At 49.2% G+C, this 17,453-nt stretch carries 11 protein-coding genes; 4 read left to right on the top strand and 7 right to left on the bottom strand.

Annotated features, from left to right (window positions below):
• The first annotated feature begins 6 nt into the window (after positions 1 to 6).
• Both HGH91_RS18850 and HGH91_RS18845 read left to right on the top strand, forming a co-directional pair.
• The gene (locus tag HGH91_RS18850; protein WP_168740352.1) at positions 7 to 3,135 is read left to right on the top strand and encodes an efflux RND transporter permease subunit; all 3,129 of its coding nucleotides are present in this window, start codon (positions 7 to 9) and stop codon (positions 3,133 to 3,135) included.
• A gap of 68 nt (positions 3,136 to 3,203) precedes the next feature.
• Positions 3,204 to 3,719: a hypothetical protein gene (locus tag HGH91_RS18845; protein ID WP_168740351.1), complete on the top strand. Its 516-nt coding sequence runs from the start codon at positions 3,204 to 3,206 to the stop codon at positions 3,717 to 3,719.
• A 68-nt stretch (positions 3,720 to 3,787) separates the two neighbouring features.
• Here the strand turns inward: HGH91_RS18845 and HGH91_RS18840 are convergent, their stop codons facing one another.
• Together HGH91_RS18840 and HGH91_RS18835 are read right to left on the bottom strand one after the other, a co-directional pair.
• A complete protein-coding gene (locus tag HGH91_RS18840) occupies positions 3,788 to 5,221 on the bottom strand; it encodes a TlpA family protein disulfide reductase (RefSeq protein ID WP_168740350.1) in 1,434 nt (477 codons plus the stop codon).
• A gap of 81 nt (positions 5,222 to 5,302) precedes the next feature.
• Complete coding sequence (locus tag HGH91_RS18835) at positions 5,303 to 6,172, bottom strand: aldose 1-epimerase family protein (RefSeq protein ID WP_168740349.1); 870 nt, start codon at positions 6,170 to 6,172, stop codon at positions 5,303 to 5,305.
• A 94-nt stretch (positions 6,173 to 6,266) separates the two neighbouring features.
• Here HGH91_RS18835 and HGH91_RS18830 point away from each other — a divergent pair, with 94 nt between their 5' ends.
• The gene (locus tag HGH91_RS18830) at positions 6,267 to 6,983 is read left to right on the top strand and encodes a 3-ketoacyl-ACP reductase (protein WP_168740348.1); all 717 of its coding nucleotides are present in this window, start codon (positions 6,267 to 6,269) and stop codon (positions 6,981 to 6,983) included.
• Positions 6,984 to 7,039: 56 nt separating this feature from the next.
• Here HGH91_RS18830 and HGH91_RS18825 read toward each other — a convergent pair whose 3' ends face one another.
• Positions 7,040 to 7,822 carry a porin family protein gene (locus HGH91_RS18825; RefSeq protein ID WP_168740347.1) on the bottom strand — a complete coding sequence of 261 codons (783 nt, stop codon included), beginning with the start codon at positions 7,820 to 7,822 and terminating at the stop codon, positions 7,040 to 7,042.
• 170 nt (positions 7,823 to 7,992) lie between these two features.
• On the opposite strand from HGH91_RS18825, the gene HGH91_RS18820 reads away from it, so the two are divergent.
• Positions 7,993 to 8,409, top strand: coding sequence for a hypothetical protein (locus HGH91_RS18820; protein ID WP_247651775.1), 417 nt, complete (start codon positions 7,993 to 7,995; stop codon positions 8,407 to 8,409).
• Here the strand turns inward: HGH91_RS18820 and xrtN are convergent.
• The 4 genes from xrtN to HGH91_RS18800 all read right to left on the bottom strand — a co-directional run bounded on the left by xrtN (position 8,396) and on the right by HGH91_RS18800 (position 17,363).
• Entirely contained in the window at positions 8,396 to 9,733 is a 1,338-nt protein-coding gene (xrtN, locus tag HGH91_RS18815) for an exosortase N (protein ID WP_168740346.1), read from the bottom strand. The two genes, HGH91_RS18820 and xrtN, sit on opposite strands and share 14 nt — an antisense overlap.
• Positions 9,727 to 12,222, bottom strand: coding sequence for an XrtN system VIT domain-containing protein (locus HGH91_RS18810; protein ID WP_168740345.1), 2,496 nt, complete (start codon positions 12,220 to 12,222; stop codon positions 9,727 to 9,729). Before HGH91_RS18810 ends, xrtN begins: the two co-directional genes overlap by 7 nt.
• A gap of 164 nt (positions 12,223 to 12,386) precedes the next feature.
• The gene (locus HGH91_RS18805; RefSeq protein ID WP_168740344.1) at positions 12,387 to 14,936 is read right to left on the bottom strand and encodes an alpha-L-arabinofuranosidase C-terminal domain-containing protein; all 2,550 of its coding nucleotides are present in this window, start codon (positions 14,934 to 14,936) and stop codon (positions 12,387 to 12,389) included.
• 12 nt (positions 14,937 to 14,948) lie between these two features.
• Complete coding sequence (locus tag HGH91_RS18800; protein ID WP_247651774.1) at positions 14,949 to 17,363, bottom strand: glycoside hydrolase family 127 protein; 2,415 nt, start codon at positions 17,361 to 17,363, stop codon at positions 14,949 to 14,951.
• Between the last annotated feature and the right edge of the window lie 90 nt (positions 17,364 to 17,453).

The following is a 17,453-nucleotide window of genomic DNA, read 5'->3' as shown; positions in this document are numbered from 1 at the left end:
ACTACCATGAAAATAGCGAGATATGCCGTCAAAAACTACCAGTTTACCCTGGTCATTTTCATCATGATCATCGTGCTGGGACTTACTACCATCCTCAATATGCCCCGCTCAGAAGATCCGGAAATGAGAGCGCCACAGTTTACCGTGGTAGTGGTATACCCCGGTACCAGTCCCAAAGACATGGAAGACCTGGTAGTAGATCCCATGGAGAAAGAAATCTATGGACTGGATGACATCAAACGGGTGCGCACCACCATCAACGATGGCGTAGCCCTGATACGGGTAGAGTATAAATACAGCTCTAACGTAGACCAGAAATACCAGGAGCTGGTGAGAGAAGTCAACAACAAGCGGAAAGACTTGCCGGCAGACATTTACAGCATGGAAGTGAGAAAGCAGGAACCCTCCGATGTAAACGTATTGCAGGTAGCCCTGATCTCTGAAAATGCCTCCCGCGACAAGCTACGCTACTATGCTGACAAGCTGCAGGATGAACTGGAAAAAATTCCTTCTCTCAAAAATGTAAAACTGCATGGCCTGCCGGATCAGCAGGTAAGGGTGGAATTGCAGCTTGATAAAATGGCCCAGCTGCATTTGCCGGTAAACACGGTGATGGCTGCCGTACAAAGCGAAATGGCCAATATCCCCGGTGGGAGCATCGATGCAGGCGACAAAAGCTTCAATATCAAAACCAGCGGCAACTACCAGCATATCGATGAAATCAACAACACTATTGTATCCAATGCCAATGGAAAGATTGTATTCCTGAAAGATATTGCCCGGATATATTATGGTTTTGAAGATGAGAAATACTTCGTACGCCTCAACGGGCATCGCAGCGTTGTGGTTTCTGCTGCACAGAAGAGCGGTGAAAACATCTCCAAAACACAGCAGCAGTACAAACCTGTTATAGAAAAGTTCAAGCAAACCCTGCCCGCTAATATTGACCTGGTGCAGTATTTCGACCAGGCCGATGCGGTCAACAACCGATTAAGCGGACTGGGAAAGGATTTCCTCATCGCCATACTCCTGGTGGCCTTTACCTTGTTGCCGTTAGGACAACGCCCGGCATTAATTGTGATGATATCCATCCCGTTGTCGTTATCTATTGGCATCGTATTGCTGCAGTTCTTTGGCTATAACCTGAACCAGCTGAGCATTGTGGGATTGGTAGTAGCCCTGGGGCTGCTGGTAGACGACAGCATTGTGGTGGTAGAAAATATAGAACGATGGATGCTGGAAGGACATTCCCGCATGGAAGCCACGCTGAAAGCCACTTCCCAGATTGGGCTAGCCGTTATTGGCTGTACCGCAGCATTGATTATTGCCTTTATGCCGCTGGTATTTATGCCTGAAGGCAGCGGTGACTTTATCCGGAGCCTCCCGCTGGCCGTTATTTTCAGCGTATTGGCCTCCATGGGCGTATCGCTCACTATTATCCCCTTCCTGGCCAGCCGGTTGCTGAAAGAGCATAGCGGTCACCCTGATGGTAACCTGTTTATGCGTATGCTGAAAAAGTTAATCCATGGCAGCTATGCCCGCCTGCTGGACAAGGCCCTGCAAAGACCTGTGCTGACGCTGATCGTATCCGTGGTGATTTTTGGCGGCGCCATTGGCCTGTTTAAAGCCATTGGTTTCAGCCTGTTCCCGGCTTCAGAAAAGCCGCAATTCCTCATCAATATTTTTGCACCGCCGCAGTCCAATCTTGCTTATACCAATGGCATTGTACAACAAATAGAACAAACGCTGAAACAGGAAAAAGACATCCGTTCCTATGTCAGCAATATTGGGAAAGGCAACCCACGCATTTATTACAACGAAATGCAGGAGAACGAACGGGGCGACTATGCCCAGATCTTTGTGCAGCTGGACCCTCATGCCAGCCCCGCCGAAAAAACCAGGCTGATTGAGTCGCTCCGCAAGCGCTGGACGCCTTATCCCGGCGCTAAAGTGGAAGTAAAGAATTTTGAGCAGGGGCCACCGATGGTGGCACCGGTAGAAGTAAGGCTCTTTGGCGACAACCTGGATACCCTGCGGGCAGTAGCCGGCAACGTGGAAAAGCTGCTGGAAAAAACAGCCGGTACCATTTATATCAACAACCCCGTAAGCACCCTGAAATCGGATATCCGGGTAAAGATAGACCGGGAAAAGGCCCAGCAGTTGGGGATTCCTACCGCCAATATTGACCGGGTAGTGCGTTTAGCCATCTCCGGTATTAACCTGGGTCAGTACAACGATCAAAACGACAACGATTACGATATCCTGCTCACTAAAGAAAAAACGGGTAAGCCTACATTGGATGTATTTAAGGATTTGTATGTGAACAACAGCCAGGGAACGGCGATTCCACTCTCACAGGTAGCACAGCTACAGCTGGAAACATCTCCCCTGACTATTAACCACCAGGAGAAAAACCGGGTAGTAGCCGTGAGTGCCTTTATCCGCAAGGGTTTCCTGACCGACCAGGTTATTAACGACGTCGTAAAACAAATGGATGCCATGCATCTGCCAACAGGATATAGTTATGAGATGGGAGGTGAAGTAGAAAGCCGTAAAAACTCCTTTGGTGGCTTTATGGGCGTAATTATTGTGACCGTGTTCCTGTTTGTGGCCGTATTGATCCTGCAATTCAAAACCTTTAAGAGCATGCTGATCGTATTGTCGGTAATCCCGCTGGGTATTGTAGGTGCGGCGATAGCGCTTTGGCTGACCGGCAACTCCCTGTCCTTTGTGGCAATAATTGGCCTGATAGCCCTGGCTGGTATAGAGGTGAAGAATACCATCTTACTGGTAGATTTTACCAACCAGCTGCGTATGCAGGGTACTCCGCTGGATGCAGCTATACGGGAAGCCGGGGAAGTGCGTTTCCTGCCGATCGTACTCACTTCGCTCACTGCCATAGGCGGACTGATACCGGTGGCCATATCTACCAATCCGCTGATTGCGCCACTGGCGATTGTTTTGATTGGAGGGTTGATCAGTTCTACTTTGTTGTCGCGTATAGTGACGCCCGTAGTGTACAAGCTGATACCGCCAAAAATAGAATTACCATCCGGCAATGGGCATCATTCCACCGGCGGTCATCAACGGGAAGATTTGTCGATATCTCATCCCGTACTAATTCATCAGTCGTAATTAACAATTAGTTACGTACTTTTATGGCTGATTGTTTAGTCAACCATTTCCTTTGAAAATTAGTTCTTATGAAAAAAATCGTCCTGGCATTTGCCACCATGCTCCTGGTGATGTGTATCAGTACACAGTCGACGCAGGCACAATTGAAACGTTTCAGTATCGGACCTTTTGTGGAAGCCGGCTTTCCCGTTGGTAAATTCAATGATACCCACAATACGGGTTATGGTATCGGCCTGGGTGCTGATGTGAAGCTGGTAGCAGGTTTAACGGCGGTAGGTTCTGTCAGTTACTTCCGTTTCCCCGGTAAGGATTACACCAGTAACGGCACCACCTATACGTACCCTAACTATAACGTAATACCTATCCGCCTGGGGCTGAGATACCAGCTGATTTCGCTGCTGTATGTGAAAGTGGAAGGTGGTACAGTACAATATATGGGCAAGAACTACAACGGCGTAGGCGGCCTGGTGGCTCCTGGTATTGGTATCCGTTTACTGGGCCTGGACGTGGAAGCCAAATACGAAGCCTGGTTTAAAGATGGTACCAGGGGCTTCTTTGGGCTGAAGGCAGGATATAATTTCTAGATGTAACCTAATCTTGTATAAAAAAACAACGGAGTAACGATCACGTTACTCCGTTGTTTTTTATATACTTATAAATGTTTATTGATGAGTTCCGCCGCTTGTGGGTCTCCAGGTCTTGGGGCGTCTTCACTGATGATCTGCCCATTATTGCGCAGGAGTATATAGCGTGGAATACTGTGAATCCGATGTTGCTTTACAAATGAGGACTGATTACTTCCCATCAGCACAAAGCTGTTGCCAGCATTCATAAAGGGATAGTCGCCAACCGCACGCCGCCACTGGCCAGGGTCCTGATCCAACGACAGAAAGACAAAAGAAATATCTTTTCCTGCAAATAGCTGCTGCAACTTTGCCGACGAGGGCATTTCACTTCTACAGGGGGCACACCAACTAGCCCAGCAATCCAGGTAAATTAATTTCTTTTGTTTTGTGAGCAGGGAATCCAGTTTAACCATCTTTTTACCCAGGGTAAACGCTTGTGATACTGAAGCCGGCAGGGTATTTTCTTTTACCATGTACTCAAAATTATCCTGAATAATTCTCCGGTAGAGCGTATCGGAACAACCTGTTTTGAAAGCGTCAACATACCTGGCATAGTCGCGGTCTTCCTTGTTCCTGTGGTTATTCAACACCTGGTACAGGAGGAAATCATTAACCGGTACCGAAGCGGTGAAGTTTTTTGCTGCGGTAAACTGATCCCCCAGCGCGTAAGTACCTTTTGCCGCATTCAGCGCCAGGAAACGGTTGGCGTAAATCAATGCTCCCTGAAAGGAGTACAGACGCAACAGGGAAGCATCGTTGAATACGTGTTGATATTGGCGTATGGTATCCGCATACCAGTCAGGGAGTTGCTGTAAGTCAAAATTGGGATAGTAAAAGGGCATCAACCTGGCTCCTAGAAAATCATAAAACACATAGGCGGTTAAAAAGCGTCCTCCTTCCGAAGATATTTTGTTAGTGTTACGGTATTCTTCTATTTTTTCCAGTCGGCGCCCTTTCAGTGCCAGAAGAAATGAGTCGAGTGATCGTCCATATTGCCGGCTCTGATAAACATACTTCATGGCTACCGGACTAAGGCTCAGGTTAAATTGATACGTAGCCGTTTCTATTTCCCGGAGCACATTAGATTCCGCTGTTTTCTGTGCATCACTACCACACTGGAAGCGGATATCTGACTCATTTTCCCGGACGTGCGCGGTGTAATCATATCCGGGGAAGAAGAGGTACGGCGTTCTTGTTTTGTTTAAATTGTTGACGATAAAAGGTATTTCTGTCTCCACGGTGATGGTGAACGATGAATCGGCAGTAATGGTAGGGAGGTGTATCTCTTTAAACTGAACTATATTCAGGGGGTAGGAAATAAACAACCGGCTGCCCTTGTCCAGCTTAAACGTAATGGTGGTACGACTGGCATCATGATGGTATCGTTGAGCTGCCAGCCCGGCAAAGGCCACTATCAGCAGAATGGCGTTCACAAATGATAACCGTGGAAAGGATTTCATCAACAGAGATTAAGGGTAAACACAAAACGCGGAAAGTGTACTGCTATTGCTTTCCGTTGCAATACCAGTACGCTTTTGTACTTAGAAAAATGCGGCTGTCCAGGTTCTTTCAAACGTAGCGCCCGGCGCCAACCGGTTGATGCCTTCTTTTTCTGTCAATTCCCCGCTGGCATTTACGCTATCTGCGATACCGCACCAGGGTTCGATGCATACAAAGTTGGCGTCTTTAGCGGCCCAGATGCCCATGTAGGGGAATCCTTCAAATTCCAGGGTGAGTCCATGGGATGTATGTTTGCTGGCAATGCTGATGGCGGTAGAGGCCAGTGATTTAAACACCAGGGCATCTTGGTAGAACAAGGATTTCTTCAGGGGCAATTCCTTTGTTTGCTGTAGAAACGGTACAGGAGCAGTTTCTATTTGTCCCCCTGGCGACAGGGGCCATATGCCGGTCGTTTCTTCTTTATTGAAGTGCAGGTAATAGTCTTCGTAGGCAGTACCATCTGCCAGCGGCAGTTTAAAGGCAGGATGAGCGCCTACTGAAAAGAGGAGTTCTTTGCTGTCTTTATTGGTAACCTGGTAAGTTACCTGTAGCTGGTCGTCCTGCAGGAGGTATTGGATAGTAAAGCCGAACCGGAAGGGATATACTTCCCTGGTAGTATCATTGTCGGAGAGATGGAGACTAACATGGTTCGCTTCCTGCTCCGTAACGGTAAACAGTTGCTCCCGGGCAAAGCCGTGGCGACCGAGGGTGTAAGATTTTCCATTGTACCGGTACGTGTTATTTTTCAGGCCGCCTACAATGGGAAACAGTACCGGGCTTTTCTTTCCCCAGAAAGCGGGGTCGCCGCTCCACAAATATTCCTGGTCGTTGTCGTTGCGTACAATGCTTTGCAGTTCTGCTCCCTGCGGGTTTACCTGTACGGTGAGTTTTTCATTAGAAATCTGTATCATGATCTGATGCGGTTAATAAGGATGTGCTGCGAAGATAACCTGTAAATGGAATACCTTTGCCAGGTATTTTTACTGCAAAAAAAGAATATATCATATGGAATCATTAAAAGGGAAAAAGGCCCTCATTACGGGCGGAGGAAAAGGGATAGGTCGTGCGCTGGCCATAGCCCTGGCAAAGGAAGGCGTAGACATTGCCCTGATGGGACGTACAGCGGGTTCGCTGGAGGCAGTAGCGAAAGAAGTACAGGCCAGTGGTGTAAAAGTAGCTTATGCTGTTGCCGATGTGAGCGATATGTCTGCCGTAGATGTGGCAGTAGCCAGTTTAACCAAAGAGCTGGGCGCCATCGATATATTGATCAATAATGCGGGTATCGCTGCCTTTGGCGGTTTCCTGGAGTTGACACCCACGCAGTGGGAACAAATCATCCAGGTAAACCTGATGGGGGTATACTATGTTACCCGGGCGGTGTTACCGGAAATGATTGCCAGGAAAACCGGCGATATCATCAACATTTCGTCTACAGCTGGGCAACGAGGAGCTCCTGCCACCAGTGCTTATAGCGCCTCCAAATTCGGGTTGCTGGGATTAACAGAATCGCTGATGCTGGAAGTGCGGAAGCATAATATCCGGGTGAGCGCATTAACGCCCAGCACCATTGCTACCGATATGGCAAAAGACCTGCAGTTAACAGATGGTAACCCGGAGAAAGTATTGCAACCGGAAGACCTGGCGGAGTTGGTAGTAGCACAGCTGAAGCTGAACCGGCGGGTATTGCTGAAATCAGCGGGGTTATGGTCTACTAACCCTTAAATAAAAGCGGTTGGTATTTATTTCTCGGGAAACAAATACCAACCGCTTCAAAAATGTTATTTACAAATGCGGTAAGCGTACCCGATAGAAGCCGTAGCGGCGCCGGTTTTGTTCTTACCATTGTTGGAGCCTTTCTGGATATTCAGGAAGCCGTAGTTGCCCCCACCTTCCACAAATACCTGACTGCGGCCGAAAAGATAGGCCAGCCCAAGGTTCCCACTTACGCCGAAGTTGAATGTATTCAACTGGTCTTTAATGTCTGTTGTCCGGTTGAAGTCAGCTGTTCCGATAGGTACCTGCATCGTTTTGCCTTCATCAAAATACACGTTGCTGCTGCCGCTGGTAACTTGCTTCGCTCCTACCAGGAATCCGAAAAACGGTCCCGCATCTACGTATAAGCGCAGGGGGGAATGCCCCAGGTTCCAACCAAACTTAGCCCAGATGGGTACCATCAGGTAATTCAGCTTTGCCTGGCTTTTAAAATCGGCATAAAGGTAAGGAGGAATAGGTTGACCAGGAGGAACAACAGGTTTCGCTTCTTCGGGGAATGGATAAGCCTGGAAGCCATTCTTTTTACCTCCCTGGGAAGAGTAGCTGATCATGGCTTCAATAGAAAACAGTTTGCTGAGGTGGTATTCGCCCAGGATACCAAAATCAGGGCCCTGACGGGAACTATAGCCGGTATTCAGGGGATTTTGCAGGCTGCTGCCGCCACCGGTAAGATTGGGGATACTGATACCTCCGCGAACACCGAGATCAAACTGTTGTGCATTCACTTTTGAGGAAAAAAACATGACAATGGCTGGTACCAGCCATTTCAAGGATTGTTGGATTTTCATAATTAATAAATTGTAAACTCAAGTTACTAATTATCTTATATTACTCGGCCAACCGGCTATAAACGTTTGCCGCCAGGACCAGTAAAATTCGTTCCTTCTATGCGATGGGCTGGTGTAAAAACGAAGATAAAGAATATCTTTATCCCCTGTAAATTAACAGTCAAAGCAACATGAGTAAGTCGTCAACCACATCGCCGGTATACAGTATTCCTTTAAGTTACCGTAAAATGGAAAACCTGCATATCGTTTTCTGGTTATTGAAAGATATCAGCTGGTGTATGATCTGGAAACCATTGGGCATTGCCATGATCTTCCCCACCCTGATCATTTCTATTATTATTGCCTGGCGTACCCGCCAGTTTATGGCAGAATTATGCCACAACGTAGCCATCAGCGTGTGGATTGCCGCCAACTCCTACTGGATGATCAGCGAGTTCTTACATTTCGATACCCGGGTTATCGTTGGAGATATTACCTACAAACACCTGGCCCTGATTCCTTTCCTGACAGGATTGCTGCTACTGGCTTATTTCTATCTCTATTATCAACCCCGCCACAAAGAGGACACGGAAGTTATTCCGGGATAAGATGTGCGTTGAGCAGGTTTGTTACGGTAGGTAGCAGCAGGAATTGTTTTTCTACCGTAACATTCACCAATGCATAGCTATTGCCGTTAATACCCGCATCCCAGCGCCATTCCAGCTGGCTGTTGGTGGCACCGACGCCGCTTTCATACCACCAGGCGGTATAAAGCGTGCTACTATCTTTCTTTAATTCCGCGGTAAAGACCTTTGTCCCCGTGATGGTGGCTTCCTTCACTTTATGAAACTCGAAACCACTCCCCTTCCAGCAGATCATGGGCTGATGATCTGTGAAATAAAAGCCCTTTACCGGCTTTACGTATAGCAGTACTTTCGCACTGGTTGCTTTCACTACGTTATCAGGCAATACAGTATAGGTATAGCCAGGCAGGTGCTTTACCGGTATAGCGTGGGCGGCGGCCTTAGATGGTGCCCAGCAATGAATACCGATGATGCCTGCTGCCAGTAACCACTGTAATCCCATGCCATAACCGTAAGATACCGGCGCAGGCGGCCCCTGAACAGGCGTCTTACCAAACCGTTTTATTAACCGGGGCAGCAGGAATAGCAGCGGTAACACCACGTAGATCAACAGGGTAATGATGCCTCCCATTTCATGGGCAGCGGTACCAGGGGGCAGTGCAAACTGCACAAGCAAGATAATACGAAGCAGGTTGGCGATTACATTTAAGACTACGATGAAAGCCAATACCAGCAACAGTAAAGCCGAAGTTAAAACGCACTGTTGCCTCCGTTGGTACAACGCTATCAACGCCACACCACACAACAACGATGTCAGCAGCATTTGTAATCCCATGCAAGCGGTGTCTACGCTAAATTCGCTATTTCCCACCAGGATCAGGTTACCACTGGTGGTGATAGCAGGGTTTACGAGATGTAACAGGCGACCGGCCATGCCGCTCAATCCCAACCGGATGGGAAATGTAAATACGCCGGTGATATTATCGATAGCGGGACTTGCCAGGATGGCTGTTAATACCACCAGGAACGACAAACGTCCGTAAAAATATTCTACTACAAAAAAGGTAGCGGTCACTAAAGTGGCATATCGTAATGTAAACACCGGTAATTGCCAGGAGAGCAGGCCGAAAACCAGGGCTATCCAGCCCCAGCGGGTGCTGCCTTTCCGGGAGGCATCTACCTGGAATACCAGTAGCAGCGTCAACACACATAGCAAAAAGAAAGGGCTGCGCCATTCGAAATAGTCCTGCAACTGCAGGATGGCCAGGATAAAATAAACTGCCAGCAGCATAGCCGCCGACAGTTTTGCCCCTCTATTCAAATTACGTATATCCAATAACGTTAGCATACCTGTTTTTTTCTGCGAAACAATACTTTCTCAAATCTTACATAAGCCAGGATCAGCACGGCGATGATAAACAATGCCCATTCATGAGGTTCCGGCAAGGCGCCATGGCTCTTCAGGGAGGCATTTTGCAGGGAGTTCAGGTCCTCTTTTATGTCAAATCGCTTATAGTCGTTGGCAGATTCCAGCACCACCAGGCTGGACAATGGCGTAACGATACAGGCTTTGGTGGCGGTATTAATTAACGCAGTGCTATCGGTTGCCACATGCCGGCCCATTTGCTGTAACACCTGGTTGTAGGCAAAGAGGCGGGCCAGGTGATCAGGGCCGGTATTGCCGATATTATCTGCACTGCTAACTATCCGGATACCGGCATGGGCAATCACCTGGTCGGCGCTATCAGCTTCCGGGCGCAGGAAGCGCTGTTGCTTCAGCTGGTGCAACAATTCTTCTGTGGTGCCATGATCGTAGATCAGTGACCGTGATTCTCTCAAAGTGGCCAGGTAAGGGGAAATGGTGGTGCCTATGTTGTATACCCTCACCGGTTGATGCGCCAGGTATTGCAATAATGGCTCCCGGAAGGAGCTATCCAACACTTTCAGCTGTGGAGAAATGTTATCGGTGGCGGTAATTACCAAAGCGTTGGCCGCCTCCGGTAGTTGATGAAAAGGAAACAGGGAGAAACGCGCCTGTTGCAGGTGGTTAAAGAGGGACAGCTGGTTACCGTCTGTGACAGCTGTTTTCCCGTTGACCGGGTGAAACACCCATACTGGCTTGCCTTTCAGCTGCAGCAATATTTTCCGGTAATCTTCATAGCGCCAGTTGCAGTTAAGGTCCAGGTAATAGTCGGCCGGCAGGAATACCTCCTGGCTGGGGGTGTAGGGCAACAGCGTATAGCGTTGACCGTTAAAGTTGAATGCCGCGTTGTCTATTGGTACAGTTGGCAAGCGCAGCTCCCAGTTGGCATCATAGTCTCCTTTCCGGGTAATGGTATGCTGGCTGCCGTTGCGAAACCCAGCCGGCAGTGTGATATCTGCAGGCCAGCGATCCATGCGCAGGGTGGCCTCATAACTGGCATCCTCATGTGGCGGGCCTTCAAACCAGGCGGGCTGGTAGCATAACTGTCCTTTTTCCACGGAAAGCGGGGACGTGATACCGATCTTGAATTTTCTTTCTCCCGCTGCAGGCACAGGAAATACGCGTACCACCACCCGGTCGCCTTCCTGCCAGTGTACAACGGAGGGATCGTGCCGCTCCACTCCTACAATTTGTGTATAAGCCCGGGTGGCTTTCTGCCGGGTAGTGAGCACGCCTTTTTCTTCTCTGCCATTGATCCAGAGGGAAAGGGAGGTTACCACCGCGCCTTGTGGTAAATGAAAAGTATAAATCGCTTCTTCATCACGGGTCCAGGTTCTTTTGTCGTGGTTAGCTACGGTGAGTGTATGTTCGGTATAGGCCAGGTGATACTGCGGCCATATATCCGCTGCGGTGGCCACCTGTGTGGTTACCAGGTCGTTGCCGCTCCAGAGGCGTTCCTCTGTATAATGGCGCTTATCATAGATCACGTTGAGGATATTGAGCCGGTCGTCCCGGCTGATGGTAGTACGGCCAAACAATGCGCTGGCGGTTACAAAGAGGGGATCGTGTACCAACTCATGGTCATAGCTTCTGTCGGGTACATCCCAGAAGCTGGCGTCCGTCCATACCGGGCTCACATATACCAGATCTGTTTTCAGTATTTTCTCCACCAATGGTCCGCGGGGCAGGGTTTGCGCAGTTTTTATCCAAACGGGTATGCCATTGTCCTGGCTGATCGCACGCCGTTCACTATCGTCTATCGCTTTTACCTGCACGGCGTACACGATGACGTAAGCAACGGTGAGGAGCACGGCTATTGCGCCGCTATACAGGTAAGTAAGCCGGTAACGTTTTACTTTCCAGACTTCCCGTTGTACCATCCTTATATTAAACCAGCAAAGGAATATAGGCGTAAAGGTGACCACAGAAATACCGATAGCGATGAGTGCTATCAGGCTGATAATATACAAGGGCAAGAGATAGATTGCCAGGTATACAGGCGCCAGGAAGGTAAATCCCAATACCGCGCATTGCAGGAGCCTCACCCATTCCGGCCATCGGTCGAAATAGCCAAAAGCCAGGGTATTGGCGCAGAGCAGCACCAATATCACCACAAACCAGGGGGCGGAGGTTTGAAAAACGGAGAAAACATTATTGACAGTATAAGCATCTATGAACAACAGTACAAATGCTGCTGCCGTCACTTTCCGGCGGTTAGGGCCTGCTTTCAGCCCCCCACTCCACCAGAGTGCCAGGAAATAAAAAAGGGCGATCAGGTGATTGATTAAGAAGGCAAACGCGGCTTTGTCTTCTACAACGTAGCACGATGTTACAAACAACGGCAGGGATACTGTTAACAATACGAGGCCTAATAAAAAGGGCTCTGGTAGCCTTTTAGAGGGGGCTGCTTCCATATACAGTTTTTGAATACGGGGTAAAATTATAAAATAAAAAGCACTTTGCACTACAAAGTATAAAAATATTTTTTCCGGATAATAGCAAAGCGGTGATAGCCACTGACTATCACCGCTTTGTTATCATTTAAGTTGCTTATCTGGCGGATAGCCAGTTGCGCAGGTTACCCGCGCGGCTTTAACCGGATAATATTTACCGATAAAGCGGGCGCCGTCCAGGTAAAGTTTGTACCGGCGTTAGTGATGGTGCTGCTCTGTGGCACGTAGGCGGTGGGCGTTGCAAACGAATTTTCTGCGCCAGGCCTGTCTCCCGTAAGGGTAATTACCTTCGCCACGGAGCTTACCGTCTCCTTCCCATCCAGGTGAATATCGGTGCTTACCGGGCTTTCTGAAGCATTGACTATTTTCAGGATGATGTCACCGGTTGATTCCTCCTTTCCGGCGATGGCAAATAATTTTTGTGGTTCCCGATAGGTCATTAACAGGGTATCCGCCACATAACATTTCACTTCTTCCGCGCCTACTTCCAGCCGGATATTGTACCAGCGGTCTTTTTCCAGGGGGGCTTTCAATCTTACCGGATTGCTGATACCGGCCACCTCTTCTCCGTTGGTGAGACTTTCAAACACCGCGTGAGAGTTGAGCCAGGAGCCAATATGCGCCCGCAGGCAGGTATTGGTATCCTTTACGGCAAAAGGAATAATGAAGGCGTTAACGCCACTAGTTTTACGCGCTTTTAAAGTCAGCGTATAGGCGTTGAAGTGATGATCTTTCAGGATGGCCAGTTGTTGGGGACCTTCGGCTGTTTGTCCCAAAATGCTTCCGGATTTTTTCCACTGGCCTCTTACCGGGAGCCAGTCTATCCATTGCGGATCTTTGCCGCTGTTGTATACTGTATCCTTATTCTCCACGACTACAATGTCTTTATAATCTGCTTCCGTATCCCAGGTAGCGAGACCGATACCGCCTGAAAACCGTGGTTTTACCAGCATTTCGGGTTGCAGGGTGGTCGTAACAGGGTAGTTATAAGAAGCTTTATGATCGTTGAGCAGGTTGAGGGCATAATAAGAGATCCTTGCGAAGCTGTTGGCGGCATCAAAGTGAATCAGGTTCACGGGCCAGTCTACGTCATGCTCGTTCACCAGTAAAGGTGCATAGCTGCTCATGTTGACCAGGTCGGCGTTTTTTTCCATGCTCATTACATATACCGCATCGCTGAGAGCCGCCTGCAGGTTACCGCTGCCTACGCCGGCATTGGTAGCATATTCGCCTACATACATTTTCCAGTTGCCCCGTTTATAACGATCGAAATGGTCGAAGTTACGCAAGCTCCAGCCGGCATCTTTATAGGCATGTTCGTCTACGATATCCGTATGCTGCATACTGTCGAGCGTATGGCGGTTTACATCGCCAATACCCATGCTGGCAATGATGCCGATCTGCGGATACCTGGCATGGAGGGCGTCGTAAAATTTATTATATCTTTTGGCATAGGCCGGCCCGTGCTGCTCGTTGCCTACTTCTACGTATTTAAGCGGAAATGGCGCCGGGTGGCCGTTGGCGGCGCGTACTTTCCCCCAGCGGGAAGTCACCGGTCCTATCGCATATTCAATGGCATCGAGTGCATTTTGTATTACCGGGGCGAGACTGTCTTCCGGGAGGAAGGTACCGCTGCGGTATTCGCAGGAAATCCCTACGTTGAACACATACAACGCCGCGGCGTTAATATCTTCGCAAAACTGCAGGTATTCGTGGTAGCCGAACCCGTTGCTGCTCCAATAACCCCATGGGCTATACGTGGGCACCCGTTGCTCCAGTGGACCAATGGTATTTTTCCAGTCAGGTGCACTTTCCACGGTAATGCCTTCTACATAACAGCCGCCGGGCCAGCGTACAAAGGCCGGCTTCATGCGCGCAATGAGTGTGGCCAGGTCGTTGCGCATGCCATTGGGGCGGTTGCGGAAAGTATGAACAGGAAACAGTGATACCATGTCGAGTAATAGCGTACCCTTGTTATGGAAAGAGAGCACCAGTTTACCTGCCGGATCGCTTTCTTTTGCAGTAAGTACTGCTGCGTACTGCTGCCAGGAAGCGGGGCTGGTAATGCTAAACGTCGTATCGGCCAATACCTTACCGGTAGCCGATTGCAGGGATATCGTAACCTTTCCCGTATAACCCTTTACGTTATCCGCAAAGAGCGACAGGCGGTAAGATTCTCCCTGCGTAATTTTCATTCCCCAGAATCCTTCATTGACCAGGGAAGGATAATTGCGTGTATCCATCGCAGTTATATCTACCTGCAAAGCATGCGGCGTAGCGGGATGTAAGGGATGATCCGTTGCCAGTGAAAGCTGCAGGCCTTTGTTCTCAACATGCCATGCCGGCCATTGGCTATGAACGGGCCATTCCATTTTCCAGTCGGAAGGCTGCCCCAGCATGAAGTGGGGCTTTGCCGGGAAAGGTTGCAGCCAACCGTTTTCCAGGCGGGTACCGGCAGGGATCACATGATCTTCGAAGCCCCGGTTTTGCACCATTTCTGCATACAATCCACCTTCCCCGGCGTGGCTGATTTCTTCGAAGAAAATACCATGCAGGGTGGCGGGCACCGTAGCTCCCTTTACCGTTGTATTAACATGGATATCAGCCCTGGATTGGGCCATAGTATGGTAGCACCCCATCAGCAACCCGATGGCGGCAAGATAACCCTGTTTCATGCGTTTATTTTATTATTCCACTATCCATTCGTGAATACCCGACGAATTGTCGGCCGGCAGCTGCACTTCCAGCTTCAGGGCGGTAGTCGTTACCGGTTCGAAGGATACTACATTGTACTTGTCTTTCTCTGTCGTATAGGGCGTGGTATTCTTTACCGGCACCCACTCACTGCCCTGTTTGTAGTACAGTTTCCAGGCGGCCGGGATGCGGCAGCCACCGAAGGGACCATCATCATACCAATATACTTTGGTACGGCTGATGGTATGAGCGCTGTCGAAGTCGTACTGCACCCATTCGCTGCTGCCTTTTGCTGGCCACCAATGTAAATACAGGGCGCTGTTATCTTTAGAGTCCTTTGGTTCGTATTGGTCATTGAGGGCCATCAGCATGCGCTGATTCTTTACCGATGCGCTGATCTTGCTTTTAGATGCAATGGTAGGTGCAGGCTTAGGACGGGCGGCGGCAGCTTCAAATGGAATCCAAACCGTCATTTCAGCGGGACCGCGGTTAGCCCAGGAATAATACGGTATAGCCGTTACCGTTTGCTGGCTGTTGATCAGCGCGTCGGTATTCAGCTGCCGGCTCGCAGAGCTGCCCGGCATTTGCAGGGTCATTACACCGTTGAGCAGGCTGGTTTGGAAGACGGGAGTTACGGCGGCGTCTTTTGCCACTACGATATTCTGTACCGTGGCATCTCTATTATCCGGTCCTTCCAGGCAATACATGATAGGCCCGCGTTCCAGTGCAAAGCGGTATTGATCGTCTTTCACGGGCGCTGCTGCCAACACCTTCTTCACGTCCATTGGTAAGTTGAGCGTTACCTTATCTCCTTTTTTCCAGGTGCGTTTAATCACCGCATAGCCTTTCTCCACGGTATAATGGAGTGGCTGACCATTCAACAGGATGGGAATAGTGACTGCGGAGCTGTCTTCCTCGAAATAAAGGTTACCGGGTACCGGGTGGTTTTCCGCCCATCCGGGAATGCGTACTTTCAGCGTAAAGGCCGTAGGTTTTGCCGTGTTGATGGTGATATCATCTTTCCCGTTCCAGGGATAGTCGGTTTGTTGTACAATGCCTACTTTACCGGCTTTCAGCTGGATGGTGGCAGCATCGCCTACAAAGAGATTTACGTATAAATCATTGTCTTTCTGTGCATATACATACCCTGGCATAGAAGGCAGGAAGCGGGTCATATTAGAAATACAGCAGGCGCATCCAAACCAGGCACTGCGCTGGTGTTGCCCCATTGAAGCCAGCGGATTGGGATAGAAGAAACGATCACCGCTGATAGATACTCCTGACAACAACCCGTTATACAGGGTACGTTCCAGTACATCTATGTATTTAGAGTCGCCATGGAGCAGGAACATACGGCTGTTCCAGTATACGTTGGCAATAGCGGCACAGGTTTCGGCGTAGGCCGACATGTTCGGGAGTTCATACGCAGCGCCGAAAGCCTCGCCGGCGCCAGTGGCGCCAATACCGCCGGTAATGTATAATTTTTTGTCCACCACATCTTCCCAGATATCGTCGATGGCGGATAAGTATTTGCGGTCGCCGGTAAGGGCAGCAACATCGGCCATGCCGGTATACATGTAGGTAGCGCGAACGGCATGGCCTACGGCTTCATGCTGATCGACCACTTTCTTGTAGGCCTGGTTGTATTCCTGGCTGTCTTTGGTGCCAGGACCGCGTACATCGAGGAAAAATTTGGCCAGGTCGAGGTACGACTTATTGCCGGTAACCCGGTACAGGCGGGTAAGGCCGGTTTCCACGATCTGGTGACCGGGGAACTTTTCTTCTTTTCCCCATCCAAAATCTTTCACCAGCAGATCGGCATTCCGGATGGCAATGTTGAGCAGGGTTCTTTTACCGGTGGCCTGGTAGTGTGCTACGGCTGCTTCAAACAGGTGGCCGGCGTTATATAGTTCATGGCTCAGGTCTTCTTCTTTTTCCCAACGTTTACTACCTATCCAGTCATGTGGTTTAGCCGCTTTCATGGTGCGGAAGGTATAGAGGTAGCCATCCTTTTCCTGGGCATTGCCGATGATGGTAATCAGGGTATCGAGGTACCGTTCCAGTGCCGGGTTGGGTTGCGTTTGCAGCCCATAGGAAGCACCTTCAATAATTTTATATAAATCTGTATCGTCAAAAGGATACTCGGTGAATTTATCGCCTGGTAATTTGCCGGCTGCCCGCAGGAAATTATCTATCCTGCCTGTTTTCCTGCATTGGTCCAGTGTATATGGGATGGTAACGCTGGCGTTGGTCCTTATTTTCGGCGCCCAGAAATTATCATTCACCTTTACCTGTGTAAAGGCTACTGGTTTTATCGGATAATCTTTTTGCAGCTGAGCCTGCAATCCCGTGTTGCCTAAAAGCATACCGGCGCCTGCTAACGCCATCTTCCCCAAAAATGATCTCATACCTTTTATCTTTATGAACACCTAATATAGAAATTGGATTTATGGTTGACAAGTATGTGCAAATATATAATTGTCAATATGACAAATAAA

Source organism: Chitinophaga eiseniae, from assembly GCF_012641265.1.
Taxonomy (GTDB): domain Bacteria; phylum Bacteroidota; class Bacteroidia; order Chitinophagales; family Chitinophagaceae; genus Chitinophaga; species Chitinophaga eiseniae_A.
This window is presented reverse-complemented; position numbering and strand designations above follow the sequence as displayed.